This window comes from Chryseobacterium camelliae (genome assembly GCF_030818575.1).
Lineage (GTDB): Bacteria > Bacteroidota > Bacteroidia > Flavobacteriales > Weeksellaceae > Chryseobacterium > Chryseobacterium camelliae_A.
The window spans coordinates 3,451,808-3,476,590 of the sequence record NZ_JAUTAL010000001.1; the positions used below are offsets into that span (position 1 = coordinate 3,451,808).

At 39.8% G+C, this 24,783-nt stretch carries 25 protein-coding genes, 2 tRNA genes and 1 pseudogene; 22 read left to right on the forward strand and 6 right to left on the reverse strand.

Translation table 11 applies throughout. The features are described from left to right. Nucleotides 1–95: 95 nt before the first annotated feature. From rseP to QE404_RS15835, 12 genes and pseudogenes are all read left to right on the forward strand, one after another. Nucleotides 96–1,445, forward strand: coding sequence for an RIP metalloprotease RseP (gene rseP, locus QE404_RS15780; protein ID WP_307452073.1), 1,350 nt, complete (start codon nt 96–98; stop codon nt 1,443–1,445). 78 nt (nt 1,446–1,523) lie between these two features. After that, a tRNA-Asn gene (locus QE404_RS15785) sits at nt 1,524–1,600 on the forward strand. Between the two features lie 882 nt (nt 1,601–2,482). Then, nucleotides 2,483–3,238: a hypothetical protein gene (locus tag QE404_RS15790; RefSeq protein WP_307452075.1), complete on the forward strand. Its 756-nt coding sequence runs from the start codon at nt 2,483–2,485 to the stop codon at nt 3,236–3,238. Nucleotides 3,239–3,248: 10 nt separating this feature from the next. Next, nucleotides 3,249–3,818, forward strand: a complete 570-nt coding sequence (locus tag QE404_RS15795; RefSeq protein WP_294275660.1) for an SdpA family antimicrobial peptide system protein — start codon at nt 3,249–3,251, stop codon at nt 3,816–3,818. After that, nucleotides 3,815–4,723, forward strand: coding sequence for a sporulation-delaying protein SdpB family protein (locus QE404_RS15800; protein ID WP_307454000.1), 909 nt, complete (start codon nt 3,815–3,817; stop codon nt 4,721–4,723). The genes QE404_RS15795 and QE404_RS15800 overlap by 4 nt, the downstream gene beginning before the upstream one ends. Next, nucleotides 4,707–5,240 carry a PH domain-containing protein gene (locus QE404_RS15805; RefSeq protein ID WP_307454002.1) on the forward strand — a complete coding sequence of 178 codons (534 nt, stop codon included), beginning with the start codon at nt 4,707–4,709 and terminating at the stop codon, nt 5,238–5,240. Before QE404_RS15800 ends, QE404_RS15805 begins: the two co-directional genes overlap by 17 nt. Nucleotides 5,241–5,580: 340 nt before the next feature. After that, nucleotides 5,581–5,657 (forward strand) — tRNA-Asn (locus QE404_RS15810). A 169-nt stretch (nt 5,658–5,826) separates the two neighbouring features. Next, a pseudogene (locus QE404_RS15815) lies at nt 5,827–7,021 on the forward strand (hypothetical protein). Next, a complete protein-coding gene (locus tag QE404_RS15820; RefSeq protein WP_307452085.1) occupies nt 7,021–7,557 on the forward strand; it encodes an adenine phosphoribosyltransferase in 537 nt (178 codons plus the stop codon). The pseudogene QE404_RS15815 and the gene QE404_RS15820 overlap by 1 nt, the downstream one beginning before the upstream one ends. A 147-nt stretch (nt 7,558–7,704) precedes the next feature. Further along, the gene (locus QE404_RS15825) at nt 7,705–8,412 is read left to right on the forward strand and encodes a tetratricopeptide repeat protein (protein ID WP_307452087.1); all 708 of its coding nucleotides are present in this window, start codon (nt 7,705–7,707) and stop codon (nt 8,410–8,412) included. Nucleotides 8,413–8,416: 4 nt separating this feature from the next. After that, nucleotides 8,417–8,935, forward strand: a complete 519-nt coding sequence (ribH, locus tag QE404_RS15830; RefSeq protein WP_307452090.1) for a 6,7-dimethyl-8-ribityllumazine synthase — start codon at nt 8,417–8,419, stop codon at nt 8,933–8,935. A 174-nt stretch (nt 8,936–9,109) separates the two neighbouring features. Further along, nucleotides 9,110–11,188 carry an LTA synthase family protein gene (locus tag QE404_RS15835; protein ID WP_307452093.1) on the forward strand — a complete coding sequence of 693 codons (2,079 nt, stop codon included), beginning with the start codon at nt 9,110–9,112 and terminating at the stop codon, nt 11,186–11,188. Here the strand turns inward: QE404_RS15835 and QE404_RS15840 are convergent. Genes QE404_RS15840 through QE404_RS15850 form a run of 3 tightly spaced genes read right to left on the reverse strand, consistent with a single transcriptional unit; the run spans nt 11,178 to nt 12,976 of the window. Beyond that, nucleotides 11,178–12,311 carry a glutathionylspermidine synthase family protein gene (locus QE404_RS15840; RefSeq protein ID WP_307452096.1) on the reverse strand — a complete coding sequence of 378 codons (1,134 nt, stop codon included), beginning with the start codon at nt 12,309–12,311 and terminating at the stop codon, nt 11,178–11,180. The two genes, QE404_RS15835 and QE404_RS15840, sit on opposite strands and share 11 nt — an antisense overlap. A gap of 3 nt (nt 12,312–12,314) precedes the next feature. Next, nucleotides 12,315–12,647: a hypothetical protein gene (locus QE404_RS15845; RefSeq protein ID WP_307452099.1), complete on the reverse strand. Its 333-nt coding sequence runs from the start codon at nt 12,645–12,647 to the stop codon at nt 12,315–12,317. Between the two features lie 2 nt (nt 12,648–12,649). Then, complete coding sequence (locus QE404_RS15850; RefSeq protein WP_307452100.1) at nt 12,650–12,976, reverse strand: hypothetical protein; 327 nt, start codon at nt 12,974–12,976, stop codon at nt 12,650–12,652. An 87-nt stretch (nt 12,977–13,063) separates the two neighbouring features. Here QE404_RS15850 and ypfJ point away from each other — a divergent pair, with 87 nt between their 5' ends. After that, nucleotides 13,064–13,912 carry a KPN_02809 family neutral zinc metallopeptidase gene (gene ypfJ / locus QE404_RS15855; protein ID WP_307452103.1) on the forward strand — a complete coding sequence of 283 codons (849 nt, stop codon included), beginning with the start codon at nt 13,064–13,066 and terminating at the stop codon, nt 13,910–13,912. Between the two features lie 59 nt (nt 13,913–13,971). On the opposite strand, the gene QE404_RS15860 is transcribed toward ypfJ, so the two are convergent. Next, the gene (locus tag QE404_RS15860; RefSeq protein WP_307452105.1) at nt 13,972–14,808 is read right to left on the reverse strand and encodes a GLPGLI family protein; all 837 of its coding nucleotides are present in this window, start codon (nt 14,806–14,808) and stop codon (nt 13,972–13,974) included. A 147-nt stretch (nt 14,809–14,955) separates the two neighbouring features. Between QE404_RS15860 and QE404_RS15865 the strand changes: the two genes are divergently transcribed. From QE404_RS15865 to sufD, 6 genes are all read left to right on the forward strand, one after another. Then, entirely contained in the window at nt 14,956–15,285 is a 330-nt protein-coding gene (locus QE404_RS15865; protein ID WP_307452108.1) for a HesB/IscA family protein, read from the forward strand. 42 nt (nt 15,286–15,327) lie between these two features. Then, nucleotides 15,328–15,510, forward strand: coding sequence for a four helix bundle protein (locus QE404_RS15870; RefSeq protein ID WP_307452111.1), 183 nt, complete (start codon nt 15,328–15,330; stop codon nt 15,508–15,510). Nucleotides 15,511–15,565: 55 nt separating this feature from the next. Continuing rightward, on the forward strand, nt 15,566–15,709 hold the full coding sequence (locus tag QE404_RS15875) for a hypothetical protein (protein ID WP_307452114.1): 144 nt from the start codon (nt 15,566–15,568) through the stop codon (nt 15,707–15,709). Between the two features lie 31 nt (nt 15,710–15,740). Further along, a complete protein-coding gene (gene sufB, locus QE404_RS15880) occupies nt 15,741–17,189 on the forward strand; it encodes a Fe-S cluster assembly protein SufB (protein WP_307452117.1) in 1,449 nt (482 codons plus the stop codon). Nucleotides 17,190–17,305: 116 nt separating this feature from the next. After that, entirely contained in the window at nt 17,306–18,049 is a 744-nt protein-coding gene (gene sufC, locus QE404_RS15885; RefSeq protein ID WP_307452119.1) for a Fe-S cluster assembly ATPase SufC, read from the forward strand. 147 nt (nt 18,050–18,196) lie between these two features. Next, nucleotides 18,197–19,504 (forward strand): Fe-S cluster assembly protein SufD, encoded by a 1,308-nt coding sequence (gene sufD / locus QE404_RS15890; protein ID WP_307452122.1) that lies wholly within the window; start codon nt 18,197–18,199, stop codon nt 19,502–19,504. A 65-nt stretch (nt 19,505–19,569) separates the two neighbouring features. Here the strand turns inward: sufD and QE404_RS15895 are convergent, their stop codons facing one another. Continuing rightward, nucleotides 19,570–20,496 (reverse strand): DUF3078 domain-containing protein, encoded by a 927-nt coding sequence (locus QE404_RS15895; protein ID WP_307452125.1) that lies wholly within the window; start codon nt 20,494–20,496, stop codon nt 19,570–19,572. Between the two features lie 254 nt (nt 20,497–20,750). Here QE404_RS15895 and QE404_RS15900 point away from each other — a divergent pair, with 254 nt between their 5' ends. The 3 genes from QE404_RS15900 to gdhA all read left to right on the forward strand — a co-directional run bounded on the left by QE404_RS15900 (nt 20,751) and on the right by gdhA (nt 24,212). Further along, on the forward strand, nt 20,751–21,518 hold the full coding sequence (locus QE404_RS15900; RefSeq protein ID WP_307452128.1) for a rhomboid family intramembrane serine protease: 768 nt from the start codon (nt 20,751–20,753) through the stop codon (nt 21,516–21,518). 128 nt (nt 21,519–21,646) lie between these two features. Next, entirely contained in the window at nt 21,647–22,663 is a 1,017-nt protein-coding gene (gene dprA, locus QE404_RS15905; RefSeq protein WP_307454003.1) for a DNA-processing protein DprA, read from the forward strand. A 190-nt stretch (nt 22,664–22,853) separates the two neighbouring features. After that, nucleotides 22,854–24,212: an NADP-specific glutamate dehydrogenase gene (gdhA, locus tag QE404_RS15910; protein WP_307452132.1), complete on the forward strand. Its 1,359-nt coding sequence runs from the start codon at nt 22,854–22,856 to the stop codon at nt 24,210–24,212. Between the two features lie 169 nt (nt 24,213–24,381). On the opposite strand, the gene QE404_RS15915 is transcribed toward gdhA, so the two are convergent. After that, nucleotides 24,382–24,696, reverse strand: coding sequence for a hypothetical protein (locus tag QE404_RS15915; protein WP_307452134.1), 315 nt, complete (start codon nt 24,694–24,696; stop codon nt 24,382–24,384). Between the last annotated feature and the right edge of the window lie 87 nt (nt 24,697–24,783).

Below are 24,783 nucleotides of genomic sequence, written 5' to 3' on the forward strand. Positions count from 1 at the left end.
GAAATATATGACAAAGCTTCTCATTTAGAGGAGCTTTTTTATTTGGCATAGTATTGATAATTGTTACCTTTGCAAATTAAACCTAAAATTTATTAATGGAATTAGCAATCAAGATTTTCCAGTTCATATTAAGCATTTCAATCTTAGTCATTCTTCACGAGCTCGGGCACTTTATTCCCGCTAAACTATTCAAAACCAAAGTTGAAAAATTCTACCTGTTCTTTGATCCATGGTTTTCCGTTGTCAAGAAAAAGATCGGTGAAACCGAATACGGGATCGGCTGGCTTCCTTTCGGAGGATATGTAAAAATTGCCGGAATGGTAGACGAGAGCATGGATACGGAGCAACTGAAGCAGCCGGCCCAGCCATGGGAATTCAGGGCAAAACCGGCATGGCAGAGACTGATTATCATGATGGGTGGCGTTACCGTAAACTTTTTCCTTGCATGGCTGATCTACAGCTGCCTGTCTTTTTTCAATGGGGAAACATATACCGACCTCACGAAGTTCAAAGAAGGCATTGGAGTAACTGAAGCCGGACGGAAAATGGGATTCCAGAACGGAGACAAAATCATCAGTGTTGACGGCAAGCCGGCAGAAAGGCTTGAAAACACTTCCATTAACATCCTTTTCAGCGACCAGGTTACCGTTTTAAGAGGCGGTAAGGAAGTAACTTTTAAAGTAAATGAAAATGGTGTAGCTGATGTGATCAAACAAAGAGAAGCCAAACTGTACATTACGCCAAGATTCCCGATGGTAATCGATTCCCTTGCCAGCCCTTCAGCAAAGGCATCTGGATTGGAGAAAGGCGATAAAGTAGTATCGATCAACGGAACCCCTACTTCTTATTTTGATGAAGCTAGCTCTGTTTTAAACCAGAACAAAGGCAAAACCGTATCCATTGAAGTATTGAGAAACGGAAAACCGGAAACTTTATCTGCCTCCGTGGACAAAAACGGTAAATTAGGCGTTGGAGTAAATCAGAAAGGCATTGCCAATGTGATCACCGATAAAAAATATTCTTTCGGGGAGGCAATTCCTAGAGGATTGACAAGGACTATTGAAGCCCTTACCATGCAGGTAAAGCAGTTCAAAATTATGTTCAATTCAAAAATCCAGGGATATAAAAACGTAGGAGGACCCATAGCAATCGTAAAATCCATGCCTGTAGACAGGGATGCCAATGGCGGTTTCGTAATCAATTGGGCAGCATTCTGGAGTTTCACTGCGATGTTCTCCATCTGGCTGGCCTTCCTGAACCTTATTCCGATTCCGGGACTGGACGGGGGCCACGTTATTTTTACGCTTTATGAAATGATTGTAGGAAAACCGGTACCGCAGAAAGTGCTGGAAAATGCACAGATGATCGGTGTTATATTTCTTCTGGGTCTGATGCTGTTGATTTTCGGAAGTGATATTTTCAAAATATTTACCGGGAAATTATAATCGTAAAAAAATTATTCCAAAAATTTGTCTGGTATAAATATTCGTCCTATATTTGCACCACTTAAAACATAAGGACATTCCTCCTTAGCTCAGTCGGTTAGAGCATCTGACTGTTAATCAGAGGGTCGCTGGTTCGAGCCCAGCAGGAGGAGCCAAGAGAGTTACAGCAATGTAGCTCTCTTTTTTTGTGACGATCTGATCCGGTTTTTTACAAAAGATTAGTTTCGTAAAAGTGAAGGACCAAAGAGGAGATCAGGGATTAGCATCCAAAATTAGGAAGATTAATTTATAATTATGATTTCATGTAATGTCAGCTGACACAGAATTATTAAAATTACTGTTACTTGAATATTTGGTAGAACACTTTAATATTACCCATTTTGAAGAAAAGCTTAATGCAGCGAGAATTGCACATGAATCTACTTCGCCTACTCATACATGTTTGATGAAAATTATAAATGTTTCAAAATATATTCGGGAGTAATTTGTGTTTTTAAACAGTCCAAAAGGCTGTCTTTTTCTATATTATGATAGATGGATCTGGTTACAACAACTTTTTAAAGCAATATTATTCTTGTACGCATCAGACTTATAAATATAATATTTGCAACTACTCTGATTACAAAATATGTTATTCCGGAGACTTCCTGCACCAAAAAGAAGTAAACTTGATGATCACAAATTGAAAATAGAGGCTTTACTTAAAAATGATTCTATCAAAAAATTTATAGCAAAACACTACAACTCGACTCCGGCAAACCTTTATAACCGGATCAACAAAAATAAAATACAGCATCAGTAAATTTGTTTTATAAAGATTCTATTTTTAATGCGGTTTCTTTACTTTTCGGGAGCCAACCTCTTATTGCATACAAATTATGAGTACCCGTAATTTTTAATCCATTTTTTACTACTTTGAACCTAAGCACTGAGGACAGTAGTTTTTTTTAGGTATTATTAATTAAAATTTAACGAACTAATTGTTTTTTTCAAAATTTATCATAAATTTGAAAGCTAACCTAATAATTAATAACATTATGAAATCTCTAAGAAAAATCGCAAGCCACCCTGTCATACTAGGTACATTACTTGCTTCGTTTTTAAACATGTCCTGTAGTCAAGGTGATACTCGTGACAATCAGAGTATTGAAATCAAAAATCAAAAACCCAGTAGTAATTTTTCAAAAATATCATCGCTTAGTGATACTGATGTCTTCAAAGGAGTGATGTTTTTTGAAGGAGATATCGCTAATAGCCTAGCAGATTTCAAAGAGTTAAACTTTAGAAACTTTATTACTGACAATACAAAAATTGCAGAGATTGAAGTATTTCAAAATAAGGTTGTTAATAATATTGAATCTTCAAATCCTGGCTATATGGAGAATTTTAGAAAAAACATCTCTTCTGGTGATTATTACAAAGTTGAAGCTGCTATAAAAAGTGCTGCTGAACTTGTAAGAAAAGAAACAATAGCTTTAGCTCAAATTAATGATGCAACAGCAACAGATCTTACAAATGTTTATGCGACACAGATCAAAGGACAAAGTGACATCAGCAGCTCTACATCAGTCCCAGAGGTTGCTTCAAAAGCGAAAAAAGTCAAAATACAGGCTGGGGATACGGTTTGGTTCGATACTGACACTGTTGTTTGGGCAGTTGTAGCAGTAGCAGGAGCTGTAGTGGTGGTAGGTGCAATAGCTGTATTTTTATTTGCGCCAGAGACAGGAATGGATACTCCTTATTTACAAGAAAAATTTACTTCAGATGTAACAATACAGTTAGAGGGGATATAAGTATTTTTACATGAAAAAAATAAGCATATACTCAATAATAGCTCTTTTTTCAGGGCTATTTGTTGTTTTATTCATATTCTTTAAACTCCTCAGTGTTTATTTAGGAAACAACCCTCTTAACAATAGCCAGAGCATAAAAGCATCCTACGTTTCGTTTTTTCCGGAAGGTTGGGCTTTTTTTACTAAAACTTCAAAAGATCCAAAAATTCATATCTTTTCTGTAAAAGGAAATAAGATAAAATATCTTAATCTTAGAAATTTCTCCTCTGAATATTATTTTGGTATATCTAGGCACAATCGAGTATTAAATATTGAAATAGGAAATATTATACAACGTATTAAAGAAGATTCTGTTAAATCATTTACAATAACTGCAAAGTCTGAATTAAATATTTTGGATAGGGTAAAGTCTGACACTTTACATTACTCAAATATCATAATAGACAATAAAAGTATTAAAAATTTTAATGGAAAATACTTAATTTCATTAGAAATTATTCCTCCTTGGTCTTTATTAAATCAAAGCCCAGAATACCCTTCCAAATTCGTAGTTTTCCCTATAAATCTTATCAGGAAATGAAATCATTAATTTTATTTTTGGAAAGAAAATCTATATTTAACGAGCGTTTAGCATTTGTCCGATCTATATTCGCCTTAGGTGCTTTATTAACTCTTTTATTCAATAATGTTCCAGAATTAGCTGATTTTGAGTTATTAGCGAATAAACAGGATATGATATTCGTAAGAAATATACCACTCACTAATTTTAGTATTTTCTATTTCTTAGGTTTGGAGGTGGGAAAATATGTTTCTATCCTGATCCTGTTATCCGTATTTACAGGCTTTATTCCTCAAGTAACAGGTCTATTACAAGCATGGGTACATTATAGCATTTGTAATAGTTTCTTGGTTGTGGAAGGTGGTGATCAGATTGCCTCAAACCTTACCATTCTGCTTGTTCTTATATGTTTATTTGATAACCGGTTAAATCAATGGAGGCCAGAAAGAAAAAGTGAAGGCAGAAAGCCTGTTAATGTTTTTTTTAATGTATATTACTTTTTGATTATACTTCAAGTTGCTATCATATATCTGCATTCGGGTATCGGAAAACTATACAATGAAGAGTGGAGAAATGGAACCTGTGCATATTATTGGTTTACGCACAACGTATTTGGAGCGCCGGTTTGGATACAGAAAATTTACAATATTTTTACATTAAGTAAGTTTGCCCCCCTATTTACATGGTCTGTCATTATTTTAGAACTTTTACTTTTTGCATGTATATTGGCTACAAATAGAAAGTTAAAGTATATCTTTTTAATTATTGGATTGATTTTTCACCTGAGCATTATTTTTACTCATGGTTTAGTCTCCTTTTTCTGCTCTATGGCTGCAGCATTGATACTCTATCTTGATGATAAAAATATCATATATCTGAAAATAAAAGAAATATTTATTAAAAACTATTATGGTAAGAAAGTATAAAGCTAGAATGGGAGCAATGTCTATATTCCTGACAGTAATGCTAAATGTATTTATTATTAGTCTTTACTATTTTATTATTTTTAGAAAAGACTATGTTAATATTCCTTCAACAGTGACGAAATATTTTCTTTTATTGTTGTTTGCTATAATAGCTATAGTTCCGTATATTTTGCATCCTAAAGAATATTTGATAAAGGATAATTATATTCTTATAAAATCACCTGTTTTCACCATAAAAAAGATTAACATTTATGATTTGGTGGATATAAAAGAAACAAGTACACATGCATTCAATATGCATATACGTATGTTTGCTTCGAAGGGCTTTTGGGGGTACTTTGGAATATTTAATTCAAGACCATATGGCAGGTATTCAGTATATGCTTCCAATCTAACAGATCTTGTATTTATTATTACAAAAACCAAGAACATTACTATTATTAGTCCAAAGCAAAGGCTTGATTTTATAATGGTCTGTCAGAAAATAAGATCTCAACAATTGGAAAAATTGGATTAGGAATTATTTGTATAATTATCTTCAAATACTTTGGAAAAGGCAGGGAATAGTCATGCATCCAAATGCAGATTTTCTTTACCTTCTTTTTTCCTGTTTTACAAAAGGTCCCCGTCCCAATTAAATAATAACCCTTTGAGAACAGCCATAATTAAGAAATCTTCTTTGTAGTTTTAATTTCAAGTATCCGAGAACCTATATTTTCAGTTGTTTCCCTTACAATTTAAATCTTTGAAAACGAGAATTTAAGCTGCGAAACATCTGTTTTCGCCCATAAACACGGGATAAAAATTTGCTTGATATAATTATTCGTTTTATATTTGCACTACTTAAACGAGGACATTCCTCCTTAGCTCAGTCGGTTAGAGCATCTGACTGTTAATCAGAGGGTCGCTGGTTCGAGCCCAGCAGGAGGAGCCAAAATCCATCAGAAATTTTCTGATGGATTTTTTGTTGCTATATTCAAAAATTGTGTCATGCAGGCACAAACAGCCCATGTTCACTAAGGTATCCAGCCTTCAAAACAAAGTAAAAAATAAAACATACACTTAATAAAGGTTTTATTAAATTTGCACCAAACCGATAAAAAATGAAAAAGTTATCTTATCTGCTTATGTTCAGCTTATTGCTTTTTACAGCATGTAAGAAAGATCAGGTAGATGCTACCAATACCAAGACTCTGCAGTCGAGTATCAATGATATGACTTCCAGCCTTCCTACCATTAAACAGATTAAATTCAATGAGGCGCTGTATATCCTTAAGACCTTCGGAGTGGAAGCAGACGGCGATGTTGCCGAACTGAAAGCACTGGGAAAACTGATTAACGGGAAAAAAGTTCCTGAAATCCTGGCTATGGCAGATGAAGTAGCACAGAAAAACGGGATTGAATGGGCCAGCAATGCTCCGCCATCACTGGGAGAAATGAATATCTTCGGTTGATGAAAAAGCCAAGGAAAGCGATCCAAACGACGTAAGAGCCAACGCCCTCAGCATCATCACCAGGCCAATGGGTGACGACGGGACCGGGGCCACTTCCCTGCAGATCATTCCGAGACTTGTAGACAATGCCGGAAATCCTGTTTCCTTTACCGGAGCCGGTCTGGAAACCACATTGGAGGTTTTCAGCAACGGCGTAAAGATTTCGACATCGAAAAACCTGATGCAGGATAACAATTTCAAAGGCTTTAACCTTAGATACTCCTCTATCCCTGCCGCTAAAGTGGTTGATAACAAGATAGACATCACCGTTTCTGTGAAGACAACCGCAAAAACGTTCAAAATGTCTAAAATCGGACTGGATGTCAATCCATCCGCGCTCAAAGTGCCTGAACCACCTAAAGTAGATTCTACTGCCGTGATACAGGATCCATCGGCTATCGATCCTAATAATCCTGGAGCCACTCCGGGTACTATTACAGATCCTGCTACCGGTGCAACAACTCCTGCAGCTCCGAAACAACCTGCAGCAGATCCTAAGACGACCGTTAATAAATTCCTGAGCAATGTAAGTTCTCAGAACCTGAAAGCGGCCTTCGACGCATCCAACAATCCAAGCTGGGGCAGCTATGAAACATTCTCCAATCCTAATTCAGGTTTCGGTTCTGTAAAGAATGTAAGCGTTAAGAATATTACCACCAATGCCTCGAATACAAACAATGCCAGCGTAAATGCAACGTATGATGTGACGGATAAGAACGGAAGGACTACTTCACTTAAAGCAACTTTCGGACTTAAAAACGTTAACGGGGAATGGAAAATTTCAAGCTATAAAATCAATCCATAATGGCTTCACAGGAACTCATCAGACAACTTGAAGAAACAATAGAGAATATTCCTGATTTCCCGATTCCGGGGATACAGTTTAAAGATATATCCCCTATCTTCCTGAATCCTAAGCTGTATGAAGAAGTGATCCGGGATCTGGTAGCCTTCAGTAAAGGAAAAGTGGATGCCGTATGCGGAATCGAGAGCCGAGGATACCTTTTCGGAATCGCCATTGCCGTGGCACTGGATGTCCCGTTCATCCTGATCCGGAAAAAAGGAAAGCTTCCTCCGCCTGTCGTTTCCGAAGAATACGATCTGGAATATGGGAGTGCAGCAATTGAAACGCGCAAAGGACAGATCAAACCGGGCCAGAAAATCCTGATCCATGATGACCTTCTGGCCACAGGAGGCACCACGGAAGCCGCAGCCAAACTCGTTCAGAAGCAGGGTGCGATACCGGTACAGTTCAGTTTCCTGATCGGGTTGAAAGACCTGAACGGCAAAGACAAGCTTGAAAAATTCAACGCTGAAATTTACCACACGCTTGAATTTTAACACCGCAAAACCACAGGAAAAAAGGATCAAAAACACGCTCAACAGGATAAAAAATACACTGTGATGCAGTTTTATCAATAATACCTGCAAAGTATTTTGTAAATCATTCAGAAACAATTAAATTTGCATTTCAATTTTTAAGAATTTATGGCAAAACTTACAAAGAATGCTCAGCAAGAGCAAGAAGGTAAAGAAACGGTAGAGTTTTTTAAAGACCTTGATAAAGAAGCTTTAAACACTGAGAGGTTCCTTGAAAGATATTCAAAACCGCTGAGTATTGTGTTCGGAGTTTTGGTATTGGGAGTTTTAGGATTTTTTGCCTACAAGCAATTTGTGGTAGCTCCTAAAAATGCAGAAGCCGTTAAAAGCTTCCTTGCTGCCCAGAAATACCTTGCCGAAGGAAAAGACAAAGAGGCTCTAGGAGGTAAATCCGCTGCTAATCCTGGTTTTATAGGAACTTATAATGAATATTCCTCAACGGATATCGGAAAACTTTCTGCCTACAATGCAGGGATCCTTAAATTTAAAGAAGGGAAGTTCCAGGAAGCTTACGATCTTTTAGATAAGTTCTCTTCTGATAATAAGACCATGACTGCTATGAAGTATGGAGCTATGGCAGATGCCAAGTCCGGGCTTAATAAAAATGATGAAGCTTTACAGTTATTGGACAAAGCAGCTTCAGCATCTGATGATCCTTATACAACCTACTATTTTACCAGAAAAGCAGGTATCGTAGCTTTAGGATTAAATAAGAAAGCAGAGGCTAAAAAATATTTCTCTGTTATTGACGAAAAATACCAGGATTATGACAACGGAATGTCTGATTCTTACATTGAAATGACTAAATACTACTAAAATAATGGCAACAGTTAATCTTTCCGATTACAAGCCACTGAATATTACTAATGCCGATGAGTTTTCTATCGGCATTGTTTTTTCTGAGTGGAATGATTTTGTAACCTACAACCTCCGTGATGCCGCTTTGGAAATCCTTGAAAAAGAAGGGGTAAAACATGAAAACATCAGGCTTTTTGAAGTTCCGGGTGCATTTGAGCTGAATTATGCTGCCATGCAGCTGTGCAAAGAGCGGAAGTATGATGCCGTCATCGCAATCGGATGCGTGATCCGGGGAGAGACGCCTCATTTCGATTATGTTTGTTCAGCAGTTGCCCAGGGAATCAAGGACTGTAATATCCTTACCGACACACCCACAATTTTTTGTGTGCTGACAGATGATAATAAGGAACAGTCTATAGCCAGAAGCGGCGGTAACCTTGGCAATAAAGGAGTGGAAGCAGCAGTAACCGCCCTGAGGATGATTGATTTTAAAAAGAATCTTTCAGTTAAAAAAGGCAATATCGGTTTCGGACATTCTTAAAAAACTGGAGGCAAAAAATATTTCAGGAGGCAATTTGCCTCCTTTTTTTATTAACATATCCTGAAAATCAATTGGTGTTTAAGAGACAATTCTTAAAAAAATTTTAAATTATTTAATAATGTGTTCAAAAATTGTTCACATCATTTATCTTTGCAGCTCAATACAGATTCTCTCATGGATTTAAAGAAAACACAGCCATTCTTATACCTTGGACTATTTTATCTCATCATATCCTTTATTACCAGGATTATTTTCTTCTTTCATCCGATTACTTCAGCGGATTTTACATTGTCTGAAGTTTTAAAGGTACTGGTGATCGGTATTGCCAATGATGTATTCGTTTTTATCCTGGCAAGTTCTGTATTGGCATTGTACTTATTATTTCTGTCTGATTCAAAATATAAAAAGCCTTACGGTCCGCTGATCCTGTCCCTGCTGGTCCTTATTTTCCTGTACATTCTCATTGTCCCGAATAATATTTTCAAGCAGTACGGAGGTTCCGTAACAAAAATAGTCCTGATCTTTGTTGGACTGAAAGCCTTTCTTTTTGGCCTGATGTTTTTCTTTCCTCAGAAGAGGATCAAAATAAGGAATGTACTGTATTTCATTACCCTGTTCTTATATGTTCTGCTCATCGTTTTCAATGCAGTAAGTGAATATTTCTTTTACAATGAATTCGGTGTACGGTACAATTTCATTGCCGTGGATTACCTGATCTATACAAATGAAGTGATCGGCAATATCATGGAAAGCTATCCTGTAGTGCCGCTCTTCAGTGGCATCTTCATCATTACGCTTGCCATTACCTTACTGATCTACCGGAAAACCAGAAATGAGCTTCAGAACCTGCCCGATTTCAGGCAGAAAATGATCCTGTTGGGTTCTTTTGCCGTACTGGTAGCGATCAGCCTTCTCACCCTTCCGGTGATGATGCAGATTAAATCTACCAATGTTTTTGCCGATGAGATTGGTTCCAACGGACTGCCTAAATTTTATTGGGCTTTTACCCATAATGAACTGGACTATTTCCAGTTTTACATCCAAATGGATGAAAAACAGGCAGAAAAAAACTTCCTGAGCCAGTATGCCGAGCCTTCTTTATCAAGGCCTGTAGCATCTGCTCAGCCGGAAATAAAGAAGAATGTAGTCTTGATTTCGGTAGAAAGCTTGTCCGCAGACTTCCTGGAACATTATGGAAATACCCAGAAAATTACGCCTTTCCTGGACAGCCTTGCAGACCGTTCGCTGATGTTTACCAATCTGTATGCTACCGGAAACAGAACAGTAAGAGGACTGGAAGCACTTACCTTATGCATCCCTCCTACAGCAGGCGAAAGTATTATCAAAAGGGAGAACAATAAAAACAGGTTTACTACCGGCAGCGTGTTCAAATCAAAAGGATATGATGTTAAATTTCTATACGGAGGCTACAGCTATTTCGACAATATGCAGGATTTCTTTGCCGGTAACGGTTACGGCATTGTAGACCGGAACAATTTCAAGCCTGAAGAAATATCCTTTGCCAATGTTTGGGGAGTCGCTGATGAAGATATGGCCAAAAAAGCGATACAGGTAATGAATGCAGAAGCAAGATCCGGTAAACCTTTCTTTAACCACTGGATGACGGTTTCCAACCACAGGCCGTTTACTTATCCGGACGGACGGATTGATATCCCGGGAGATGCAAAATCCCGTGAAGGCGGTGTTAAATACACGGATTACTCTCTCCGGAAGTTCTTCGAGATGGCCAAAAAGCAATCCTGGTACAGCAATACCGTATTCATTATCATTGCAGACCATTGCGCGTCCAGTGCCGGAGATACGGAACTTCCTATGGATAAATACAGGATTCCTGCCATAGTTTTTTCGGAAGGATTCATCCAGCCGCAGAAATTTGACGGCCTGATGTCCCAGATCGATGTAATGCCTACAGTGTTCGGATTGCTTCATTTCAACTATACCTCTAAATTCCTCGGCCAGGATGTGTTTACGAAAGAATTCCAACCGAAAGCCTATATTGCTACCTATCAGGATTTAGGGCTGGTTAAGGATAACTCCCTTACCATCCTTTCACCGGTAAAAAAGGTAAAACAATACTCCCTAACACCGGAAACAGGAAAAATAGCCCCTGAATTCAATATCTATTACAAAGAAAATCTTCTTAAAAAACCGGAGCAGAAGCTGGTGAATGATGCGGTATCCGCTTATCAGTCCACTTCATACTGGGTAAAAACCAATGCGCTTACCCGCTGATAAGATGCGGAATGAACCTGCTCTGATTATTGGTGATCAGGTGAACGCTTTCCCGGATACCGATTCCGGCAGGCTCCTGCCCAATCACCCAGCTGCCGATAACGGGATGGTTCCCGTCAAAATCAGGAAGTTTAAAAAGTTTCTGGTAGATGAACCCTTCTTTTTCATACCCTCCTTCGTTATGCTCAACAGCTACGCGGTTCTGGTATAAGGTTACGTTGGCTCCCTCACGTGAAAAGACCGGCTTTCTGGCATAATCTTTCATGTCTTTGGGCCCGTCAAAGTATGCTTCGAGCAGATAAGGATGATCCGGATAAAGTTTCCACAGCACCGGCAGGATCGCTTTGGATGAAAGAAGGACCTTCCACGCTGGCTCTATCCATTGCGAACGGAATGCATTTTTTACAAGCTTTTCGCTGAATCCGTCTTCCAGAATCCATTCGTAAGGATAAAGTTTGAAGATGTATTCCATAATGGTCTGGTCTCCCGAGATAAATTCTTCTATATCGTCTGCCCACCCAATATCCTGGACCGGAATAAACTCTGTCTCAAAACCCGCCTGTGTGGCACAATCCCGCATATATTCCACATTCGTCACATCTTCAATATTCGTAAGCGAAGTAAAATAAATATGGCGCGGATTCATGTATTTGGTAAGATATTTCCAGTAGTCGATCAGCTTTTCATGAATGGAATTGAACTGGTCCCGGTCAGGAAACATGTCCTGAAGCCAGTACCACTGGATTACCGAAGCTTCGTATAAAGAAGTCGGGGTATCCGCATTGAATTCGAGGAGCTTCAGATTTTTCCCGTCAAATCCGAAATCAAACCTGCCGTAAATTGAGGGATGATCTTCTTCCCAGCTGGTCACTATATAATCCCTGAAGTGTTGAGGAATGTTGAAGCGCTCCCAAAGATTTTCAGCAATCACATGGTCTACTGCCTCCAGGCACATCTGCCAGAGTTCGGCTGTAGCATTTTCAATAGCTTCGATTTCGCTTCCGGTAAATTGGTAATAATGACTTTCATCCCAGTACAGGCCTTCCAGTGAATGATACCCGAATCCAAGGCCCTCAAGCTTATTTTCCCAATCCTTACGTATTTCCGTCTGTATTCTTTCCATAATTTATGAAGAAGCCCTGAATCCGCTTCTGCCTAATAATCCTCTGGTTACATTGCCTTTGTATGTGCTTCTCCCGATATTGGACTTCGAGCTTATCGCATCACTGTAATAGCCGGCGCGGCGGTAAACGCCATTGGTATAGGCTCCGTATGGACGGAATGCATGATACCAAAAATATCCGGGCACGAATCCATGGCTCCTGGTATAGGACGCAGTGGTATCGGAACGCATATAAACTTTTTTTTCATTCTGCCATTTCGACTGGGGCTTCTCCTGGGAACAGGCCGCAAGAAGACCCGTTACGAAAAGCAGTGTTATGGAATCTGATTTTTTCATGATTACTGAACGGTTATATAAAATTCGTAATCTTTCTTAATGTTGGCTGTACGACTATTCCCATGGTTATCCTCAACCGTTTGAAGGGTATCTCCCAGCGCTGGAATCGTATCGCGTTTGATAAGTTCTTTAACAAGCTTATGGTCTTTCCAGATCTTGTGCCGGGTGACCAGAATATCCACAGAGTCCGCATGCTGAACGGAAAGTTCTGTTTCCACAGCTGCTTTTTTGTTTACCGTATTCACTTCATCTGCTTTGGACTCTCCGTCATTACACGCCCCGAAAGCTGCCAGAGCTGTCATTAAAAGATAACTTCTGAATTTTTTCACTTTGGTTACAATTTTGCACAAAAATACTCATTTAATAAAGACATTAATTTTAAATCTTTACATTTACTAACACAAAAATTACTGACTATGAGATGGACAGACGACAGGAGCGGCAATGTTGAAGACCGGCGGGGGCTGGGCGGAGGCGCCGTGGTTGGCGGCGGGCTAGGAACGCTGATTATAGCCGCAATTGTATTTTTTCTGGGTGGAGATCCTTCATCCATTCTTTCTTCTTCCGGCAGCACTTCTGCCCCTACGGAGCAAAGGGAACTGAATGACAAAGAGCTTAAAGTACGAGAGTTTGTAGAGATGATTACGGCTGAAAATGAGCAGACCTGGACCAAAATCTTTGCTGAAAACAATATGCAATACAGTCCTGCAAAGGTTGTGCTTTTTGAAAATACAACCCAATCCGGGTGCGGAACTGCGCAATCGGCTATGGGACCATTTTACTGTCCTGCAGACCAGACCGTTTATATGGACATGAGTTTTTTTAGAGAACTGCAGGAGCAGTTCGGCGCTCAGGTAACAGAGTTTACGATTGCCTACGTAATGGCCCACGAGATGGGTCACCATGTCCAGACTTTACTGGGCACCACCCAGAAAGTAGATGAAATGAGGAGAAGCGGCCAGTATTCGGAAGCGCAGATGAACCGTGTTTCCGTTGCGACAGAACTCCAGGCAGATTTCTATGCAGGAGTCTGGGCCAAGCAGACGGATAACAGGGAGCATATTCTTGAACCGGGAGATATAGATGCGGCAATCAGCGCAGCGGAAGCCGTTGGTGATGATAACATCCAGAAACGTTCCCAAGGATATGTAAACCAGGAAAGTTTTACCCATGGTTCATCAGCACAACGTAAAGAATGGTTTATGAAAGGGTATAATACCGGAGATATCAAACAGGGAAATACTTTTGACGAGCTTTTAAAATAACTTTATTCTCCTCTCACCATAAAATAAAACCGGGCTATGAGTTTCATAGCCCGGTTAATTTATTTCAATTCTATAGGATTGCTGTTTCTCTTTGCTTCATCTTTGATTCTCTCTTCCATTCTTTTTCTTGCATCAGCAGGTGGTGTTGGCGGGCCACCTTCTCCGCCTCTTGTCATCATTCTCATCTGCCCTCCTCCTGAATTCATGAATGACATAGGGTCTGCCGCGAAACGTTCCTGCTGTTTAATATAATCTGCACGCTTTACCTTGATTGTATTTCCAAACTGATTCAGGGATGGAAGTTCAGCCAGTTTATAGTTTTTCATCAGGTCAAAGGAATAATCCCCTTTATCATCCTCTGCTTTCACAATAAGCCCTGGAAGTCCGGTGAATTTGTAGGGACCATCCTGATAAGGCAAATCTGCAGTAAACCATGCTGTCCAGTGGCGACCGCCGAAATCGGTTTCTGCCTTTTGTACTTTGTACTCCCCTATCTTGGTAGTTTCCGGAAAAATCTTCCAGTTCATGGGACGGTCTTCCTCGTACGTATAAATATCCCTTCCTATCCTGTCCTTAAAATAGGTTTTCTGGCTGGTTTTATCTTTTTCAATGGAATAATTGATATTCGATCTCAGGCTTTCCATCTGATCCCTGCTGATCATGCCTCTTCCTCCGCCGCCCTGAAAAGCTTGCTGAAAAATGGAATCCCTTTTGAGCCTGTTCTCAGAATAAAACATGGATTTGTCTTTAGAGATATCCAGATATGCATTTTCCGTCTTGATGTCATTCTTGTTGGAAGCATCCGGTTTCATGGTCACCTGGTATACGAATCTGTTGGTTTGTGCAGCAATGGACTGCATCAGAAGCATAAAAGCAATAACGCCTAATTTTTTCATTTCTTAGCCTGATTTATAGATTGGATTTCAAAAGCTTATCAAAGTTAAAGCCATCGATGATAAAAATTGATAAAATAAAATTGCCGATTTTTATATCCTGATTTTTGTTCGTATTTTTGCCTAATTAAATCATTCTAAATAAATACAATGATAAAAGTATCAGATCACGCAAAAGAGAAAGCCATACTGCTCATGAGGGAGGATGGATTTGACGCTTCTGAAGATTATATAAGGGTAGGTGTAAAAAGCGGCGGATGCTCCGGTCTGGAATATGTACTGAAATTTGACAACCAGAAAACAGATGCAGACCAGATTTTTGAAGATAACGGGATTAAAATCATAGTGGATAAAAAATCTATCCTGTATCTTGCAGGAACTACCCTGGAATACTCAGGAGGACTTAACGGAAAAGGATTTGTCTTTAACAATCCAAACGCAGCCAGAACATGCGGTTGCGGGGAGTCTTTCAGCCTGTAAAGGCTATTGAAAGATTCCGGGATTAAGAAATTTAGAAATTATATGACTGTTTCATTTGAACATTTCCCGGTTTATAAAAAGGCAATTTCATTTACAGTTGAAGTTTTTAAAATTCTTGATGATGAAAATTTACAGAAAGGATTTTCTCTTAAGGAACAGTTGAAAAGAGCCACATTATCAGTAAGCAACAATATTGCTGAGAGCTCTGAATATGGAAGCAAATAAACAATTAATCAGATTCCTTTGAATTGCTAAAGGGAGCTGTGCTGAAGTAAGAAATATGCTGTTTGTGTTATTCCGGTTAGAGAAAATTGATGATAAGATTTTTCATGCACTTAATCATGAGTGCCTGGAAATCACAAAAGAAATTTATCATTTTATAAAATATCTTGAAAAGAGCAATTTAGATTCTAGAAATTCCTGAATTTCTTAATCTCTGAATCTCTGAATACATTATGAGTAAATACACAGAAGACGACCTAAGGGTTGATCTAGAAAATAAAAAATACGAATTCGGCTGGGAAACCCAGATTGATTACGAGGAGTTCCCCATCGGCCTGAATGAAGATATTGTGCGAGCCATTTCCGCCAAGAAGGAAGAGCCGGAATGGATGACGGAATGGCGTCTGGAATCATTCAGGGTCTGGCAGAAGATGACAGAACCGGAATGGGCCAACATCAAATATGAGAAGCCTGATTTTCAGGCCATCAGATATTATGCGGCACCCAAAGTGAAACCGGAGCTGGCCAGCCTGGACGAAGTGGACCCTGAGCTGATCAAAACATTTGAAAAGCTGGGCATTAATATTGAAGAACAGAAAAGGCTTTCCGGAGTAGCCGTTGATATCGTTATGGACTCTATTTCCGTAAAGACAACGTTCCAGGATACACTGGCCGAGAAAGGGATTATTTTCTGTTCTATTTCTGAAGCGATCAAGCATCATCCGAATCTGGTGAGGAAATACATCGGGAAAGTGGTTCCGCGAGGCGATAACTTTTATGCCGCCCTGAACTCCGCTGTATTTTCAGACGGCAGTTTCTGTTACATTCCTAAAGGCGTACGATGCCCGATGGAGCTTTCCACCTATTTCCGGATCAACCAGGCCGGAACAGGGCAGTTTGAAAGAACACTTGTTATTGCTGATGAAGGCAGTTATGTATCTTATCTTGAAGGATGTACTGCACCGTCAAGAGACGAGAATCAGCTGCACGCAGCTGTCGTTGAGCTGATTGCCCTGGACAATGCTGAAATTAAATATTCGACGGTTCAGAACTGGTACCCTGGTAATGAAGAAGGAAAAGGCGGGGTATTCAATTTTGTAACGAAAAGAGGGCTTTGCGAGAGAAAGGCAAAGATTTCATGGACACAGGTTGAAACGGGTTCTGCAGTGACATGGAAGTATCCGTCATGCATATTAAAAGGTGATGGTTCTATCGGTGAATTCTATTCTATCGCAGTAACAAATAACCATCAGTACGCAGATACGGGAACTAAAATGATCCATATCGGGAAAAATACCCGCTCGACTATTATTTCAAAAGGAATTTCTGCAGGAAAATCGCAGAACTCCTACCGTGGGCTCGTTAAAGTAATGCCTTCGGCCAAAGGGGCAAGAAACTTTTCCCAATGTGATTCTTTGCTGATGGGCAATGAATGCGGAGCACATACATTTCCATACATTGAAATTAAAGATCCTTCCGCACAACTGGAGCATGAGGCGACCACTTCAAAAATCGGTGAAGATCAGATCTTCTACTGTAACCAGAGAGGAATCGATACAGAGAGAGCTATTGCTCTGATCGTAAACGGGTTCAGCAAAGAAGTCCTCAATAAGCTGCCAATGGAATTTGCCATTGAGGCCCAGAAACTTCTGGAAATCTCACTGGAAGGCTCAGTAGGATAATATTTCAATCAGGAATACAGAACAGAATATGATTGTGTTCCGATCACTTGGCCACCTTATGAATACTCTGCATACAGAGGAATTTAATAGAATTATAAAAAGAAAAGTTAGCAAGAATGTTACAAATTAAAGACCTTCACGCCAGAATTGAAGACGGCGCACAAATATTAAAAGGAATTAACCTCGAAATCAAGCCGGGCGAGGTCCATGCCATCATGGGGCCGAACGGTGCCGGTAAATCTACCTTATCTTCTGTTATTGCAGGTAAGGAAGACTATGAAATCACAGAAGGAGAGATTATTTTCGACGGAGAATTGATCAACGAGGATGCTCCTGAAGAAAGAGCGCATAAAGGAATTTTCCTTTCATTTCAGTATCCTGTGGAGATTCCCGGGGTTTCTGTAACCAATTTCATTAAAGCGGCCCTGAATGAAAACAGGAAAGCCAACGGTATGGAAGAAATGCCTGCTAAGGAAATGCTTGCTATGATCCGTGAAAAATCTGAGCAGTTGGGCATAAAAAAAGATTTTCTTTCCCGATCATTAAATGAAGGATTCTCCGGTGGAGAGAAAAAAAGAAACGAAATTTTCCAGATGATGATGCTGAATCCTAAACTGGCAATCCTTGACGAAACGGATTCCGGACTGGATATTGATGCATTGAGAATTGTGGCAGACGGCGTGAACCATTTCAAGAATGAAGGCAATGCCGTACTTTTGATTACCCACTATCAGAGATTACTGAACTATATCCAGCCTGACTTCGTCCATGTACTGGCCAACGGAAAGATCATCAAAACAGGAGACAAATCCCTTGCCTTTGAACTGGAAGAAAAAGGATACGACTGGCTTTTAAATTAAGATTGAAATTTTGAGCTTCAGTGAGTGATTCTCCTGTTATAACAGTGATGAGTCATGGTCTCAGATATACAAATGAGTCTATTTTGCGGAATAGCAATTCAGCCTAATAAAAAGAAAAAAATGGTGCGAACCACAGATATACCAGTAATGGCATTAAAAGAACAGATTACAGAAAACCACAATGAGTTTTTGGAAAGTCTTCGTCATAGATTCCTTGATGATGACCGTAGAGCAGCGCTTGAAAGATTCGAAAAGAAAGGTTTTCCATCCAAGAAAGACGAAGAATATAAATATACCAACCTAAAGGAAATCATTGAGAAAGGATATAACTTTTTCCCGAAAGAACCTCATACCATCACCAAAGAACAGCTGGACCAGCTGCATCTGGGGGAGGAGAATTTTGACTGGATCACGTTCGTTAACGGTAAACTGAATAAGGAACTATCCAAAGTTTCCATTGAAAACGTAGAGTTCCTTTCGTTCAATCATGCCCTGAATGATGAAAAGCACAGGGATATCTTCGATCAGTATTTCAATACAATCGCTTCTAAAGATTCTGCATTTACAAATCTTAACCAGGCGTACTGCAAATACGGATTTTTCCTTAAAGTCCCTAAAAATGTAGTGATCGAAAAACCGATCCATGTTTTTTACATCTCCCAGAATCAGGAAGAGAATACATTTTACAATACCCGTAACCTGCTGATCGTTGAGGAAGGTGCCAAGGTGGAAATCATAGAGAGTCACCATAACTTCGATGCGTCTTACGTGTTTACCAATTCGGTAACGGAAATTTTCACGCATGCGAATGCAAAAGCTGACTGGCATAAACTGCAGAACGACAATGATACTTCGTATCTTGTTGACAGTACTTTTGCCAGGCAGGAAAAAGACAGTTTAACCACTGTGAATACATTTTCATTCGGTGGGAAACTCGTCAGGAACAACCTGGATTTCATACACAACGGATCAAACATTAATTCTTTCATGAACGGGATTACCATTATTGGTAAAGACCAGCTGGTTGACCATCATACAGCAGTTCACCACAATTTCCCGAACTGTGAGAGCTACCAGAATTATAAAGGGATTTTTGACGGCAAATCGCATGGCGTATTCAACGGAAAAGTTTTCGTGGATAAAGAAGCCCAGAAAACCAATGCCTATCAGCAAAATAACAATGTTTTACTGAGTGAGGGAGCCGCTATCGATACCAAGCCTCAGCTTGAAATCTTTGCCGATGATGTTAAATGTTCTCACGGATGTACTGTAGGCCAGCTGAATGAGGATGCATTATTCTACCTGAGAGCAAGAGGGATTTCTAAAAAGGAAGCTCAGGCACTGCTTCTCTATGCATTTGCTAATGATGCCATGCAGAATATTGACATTGAAGCCCTAAAGGAAAAAATCTCCAAACTTCTGGTTGAAAAGCTGGAAGTGGACATAGAATTTTAGGAACATGTTTCCCAATATCAAAAAAGCACTTCATAATGAAGTGCTTTTTTGGGTTAAAAGATATATTATTTTTTAATCCACCATTGACTGTCCTGACGGCTGGAGCGTTTCACACCGTTATCCACCGTATAGGCAAATCCTATTCCCAGGGTTTGTTTCAGCTGGGTTTTCTGGATCTGGTTATGGTCATATAATACATCCACCGTTATGTTGGTAGAAATAAATTTGTTCACTTTCATATTGAGGATGGCACCATAGGACAGAACAAGCCTTTCCGGATGGTCCAAATAATTTGAAAATATAGAGGCTGTATTTGTAAGATTAATATTTTCCATAATTTTCAGCTTATAAAAAGCGGTACCCAGGAAACCAAATTGTAAAAGCGAAGTATCACCGTCCTGTTTTAAGCCGTATGTCCCTGCTGTCTGAAGTTCCTTATCTAATACCAGAGTCCATCTGGCATTGGTTGGTCTGAGGTTTACAGTAATATTATCATTCGGCCTATAAGTGATCCCGAGACCCAAGTTCAGGTAGCCCGGAGCCATGAAATTGGAGATTTTTTTAGCTTGGGGATTGTTTCCGTCTTCATAACCGGCAGAAAACTGGGTCTGTAATCCGGCACCTGCTGACATATACCAGCTTTTAGAAAACTTCCTCCCGTAATTGGTGGAAATATTGATGAGATCCTGTGTTTTTCGCGTTCCCAACCCTTTGGTATTATTCTGCCCATAGTCTAAAATAATGATGTTTTCCCAAAGGTCATTGTCCTTTTCGTAGGTGAGGTTATAATTAGCCCCGGCGAGCCAGCCGACATTGTTGGCTCCCCCTCCTACCCACTTTGAAAAGGCGGTCTGGTTGACCAGCAATGTATTTTTTCCAAGAACCGACCAATGCTTCACCGTATCAGATACCGGCTGCTCATCAGTCTTTTCTTCCTGAGCATGAGCATATATTCCAAGAGTTACAGCAATCGCGAATACAAGTTTTCCCATATTTCAAAAAAATTTTGATACAAAAATAAAAATATAAATTTTGCCGTTTTCCTGCTTTATGTGATGAATACTCATTTTATAATCAAATCATTAAGAATAAATGATATAAAAAGATAGGATTGGGGCAATATTTTCATTTTAGGATATATTTTTCTGAAAAATCTACTTTTTGTCTCAAAAAGAACTCATCTCCTGAAAACCTCGCCAAAATTTCCGGAATTTATTCTTGGCTTCCCGTTTGACGTAATCTAGCCATGCTAAAAAATGTAATTTCCAGAAAAGCTGTTATTTATCCTTTACTGATGCTGGCTGCGATGTGGCTGGGCTATCTGTTGCAGATGGCCGGCTTTTTTGAAAATTGCTTCGGAGCTATTATTCCCCTGTTGCCGGAAGGCCTGCTGGGTGTAATTACTTCACCTTTGCTGCATGGCAATCTGGATCATATTATTGGCAACTCTATCCCGATAGCCATCCTGATGTTCCTGCTGTATCAGTTTTATCCGTTGGTTGCCAATAAGGTTTTTGTTATCGGCTGGCTGGCGACGGGGCTACTGCTGTGGCTGCTGCCTCCCGTAGATATCCTCACGGGAGAATATATGTACACCTGTACTATAGGGGCCAGCGGAGTTGTTTATGTCCTTGCTTTTTTTCTTTTTTTCAGCGGTGTATTCCGGTGGAATGTTAAACTCCTTACCATCTCTCTCCTAGTCGTTTTATACTACGGAAGCCTTGTTTGGGGGATGTTTCCTGAAGAATTGTTTTACAATCTTCAGGCACCGAGTAAAGTTTCGTGGCAGGCACACCTGGCTGGAGCTATTGTAGGAAGCATTATTGCATTTGCCTTTAAAAATGTAGGTGAAAAGAAGAAGAAATACATCTGGGAATTCCCTAATTATTACAGTGAAAGAGATGATAAGCTCTGGCAGCAGTACAAAGAAAATCATCCTGAAGATTTTTCTGAATTGCCCTACAAGAAAAAAGATGACATTTGGGATCATCTGGACGAATTAAGGAAGAAATAAATCTTAATTTGTTACATTTGATAAAAAAACACCTATGATTTCTGAAGAACACCTGTACGCCATCGCACTCCGCGAGTGCAGTCTCATCGGCGATATTAATTTCAGTAAGCTTGTAAGAACCTTCGGCAATGCAAAGCTTGCCTGGGAAAAAGCACGCCCGGGAGCTGGGAGCCGTAGAGGGAATCGGGCGTAAGGCAGTAGCAGATATCGGCAATCCGGATTACCTGAGGTTTGCTGAAAAAGAAATTAAGTTCTGCGAAAGAGATAACATCACAATTAAATTAAGGCATCTGCGTGATCTTCCACCACTTTTAAATGAATGCGATGATGCGCCGGCCATCCTCTATCAGAAAGGCGAAATTGACAATACGCTAAAAACGGTAAGCATTGTAGGAACGCGGAATATGACGCCGTACGGAAAATCTTTTATCCATACTTTTTTTGAGGAAACCCAGTCATGCAGGTACAGTTCTGTAAGCGGACTGGCGCTCGGAGTAGATAAAGAAGTCCACGAACAGTCACTGAACATTAATATTCCTACCGTAGCCGTACTTGCCCATGGGTTCCATACATTATATCCTTTCAGAAACAGGAGGCTGTCGGAAAGAATCCTTGATCATGGAGGAGCACTCCTCACAGAATTCAATTCTTCCCGGAAGCCGGACCGTGAAAACTTCATTCAGAGGAACAGGATCATTGCCGGACTTTCCCCTGCAACGGTGGTGGTTGAAACCGCTTTCGGAGGAGGATCAGTAAGTACAGCTACCTTTGCCAATCAATATAACCGTGACGTATTTGCCCTTCCCGGTAAAATTACAGACCCTTACAGCCAGGGCTGTAACCATTTGATATTCCAACATAAAGCGTCTGTTATTTCCACGACTAAAGAACTTATCGAACAACTTGGACTCAACGGTTCCCGAGAACATATGGAAGAACTGTTTCCTTATAGTGCCATACATGTTCAGTTAAACGAAATTCAGGAACTCATTTATCAGTGCATCAAAGAAAACCAACAGATATCTTTAGACGATATGGCTGCCTCAACAGAGCTTCCGCCCTACAGAATTTTACCCGTAATCCTTGAACTGGAGCTTTTGGGGAAGATAAAAACGCTTTCCGGGAGACAATTTACAGCAATCTGATAATTAACTATTTCTTAATACTGCATTATTTAACAGATAACATTTAATTTTTGGCAATATTTGTATAAAAATTATCAATTTAACAATATTAAGTCATAATTTTATTAAATTATAAACAATCATTGGATAAGGTATTGTGAATCTTGAAAAAAAATTTAAATTTGTTGGCAATAATATTCAACCTTAATATATGGAACAATATAATATTGAGCAGAAAATTCAGGAGTTTATTGCTAAGATAGAAGCAAAAAATCCTAACGAACCGGAATTTTTACAGGCGGTAAAAGAAGTGGCTGTAACTGTGATTCCGTTTATTGCTACCAAGAAAGAATATAACGGTATGAAGCTGCTTGAAAGGATGGCTGAAGCCGAAAGAATCATTATATTCAGAGTTCCATGGGTTGATGACAAAGGTGAGATTCAGGTTAACAGAGGGTTCAGAATCCAGATGAATTCTGCTATTGGGCCTTATAAAGGAGGAATCCGTTTCCATCCTACCGTAAACCTTTCCGTTCTGAAATTCCTTGCTTTTGAGCAGGTATTTAAAAATTCATTGACTACCCTTCCTATGGGCGGTGGTAAAGGTGGGTCTGATTTTGACCCTCAAGGGAAATCTGATATGGAAGTAATGCGTTTCTGCCAGGCTTTCATGACGGAGCTTTGCAAGCATATCGGCCCTGAAACGGATGTTCCTGCTGGAGATATCGGAGTTGGAGCCAGAGAGATCGGCTACCTGTTCGGGCAATATAAAAAAATCAGAAATGAGTTTACCGGCGTGCTTACCGGAAAAGGTCTGGCTTACGGAGGATCACTGATCCGTCCTGAAGCTACCGGATATGGGGTTGTTTATTTTGCAGAGCAGATGCTTAAGACCATCGGACAGACCTTCCAGGATAAGATCGTAACGGTTTCAGGTTTCGGAAACGTAGCCTGGGGAGTCATTAAAAAAGCGACAGAACTGGGAGCAAAGGTCGTAACGATTTCCGGACCAGATGGTTATATCTATGATAAAGACGGGATCAGCGGTGAAAAGATCGATTATCTGCTTGAGCTGAGATCTTCAGGGAATAACAGGGCGGAAGATTATGCTAAAAAATATCCGTCTGCTGAATTCCATGCCGGGAAACGCCCTTGGGATGTGAAGTGTGATGTAGCCTTCCCTTCTGCAACCCAAAACGAACTGGATCTTGAAGATGCTAAAATACTGGTTGAAAACGGATGTGTATGCGTAACTGAAGCAGCCAATATGCCTTCTACTCTGGATGCGATCAATTATTTCCTAGACAATCAGGTACTGTTCTCTCCGGGGAAAGCATCCAATGCCGGAGGAGTTGCAACTTCAGGATTGGAAATGACCCAAAACTCGATCCGTCTGAACTGGACTTCTGAAGAAGTTGATGCACGATTGAAAGAGATCATGATCGGAATCCATAAAGCCTGCAGGGACTATGGAAAAGAAGAAAATGGCTATGTAAACTATGTAAAGGGAGCCAATATCGCCGGCTTCGTGAAAGTAGCAGAAGCAATGCTTGCACAAGGTGTGGTATAATATAGAGCCGGGAGAATCTCCCGGCTTTTTTTAATATAGCCTGTCCCGGGAGAATGGGAAAAAGTAAAAAGTGAAAGGAGAAAGCATTGAATAATTCAATGCTTTTTTTAGCCATAAAAAATCCTGGAAAGACAAGTCTTTCCAGGATTTCTAATTTATCCAAGATAAATTATCTCGTTTTCTTCTTGGATTTTTTAGTTTCCTTTATGGCATCTCTTGAACCATCTGTTCTTGCAGTATCTATAGTAGTACTGTTGGAACGTGTGTTATTCATGCCATTATTATCCAAGGTACCATTGGTTCCATTGTTCAATGTCCCGTTGGTGGTATTATTGGTACCATTATTCAGGTCACGGTCACTTTGCTGCTGTGGTGTCAGTGTGCCCGTGCCGGAAGTGTCCGTTTTGGTTTGTGGAGTTACCTGCGCCGAAGCAGTAATTAATCCTCCTACTACAAATGCCATTGCTAAAAATAACTTTTTCATAATATAATATTTTATGGTGTTGGTTATATTAAAAACGACAAGTTTTATACTAAAGTATGGTAATGGGTTTTATTTAACTTTAATTAT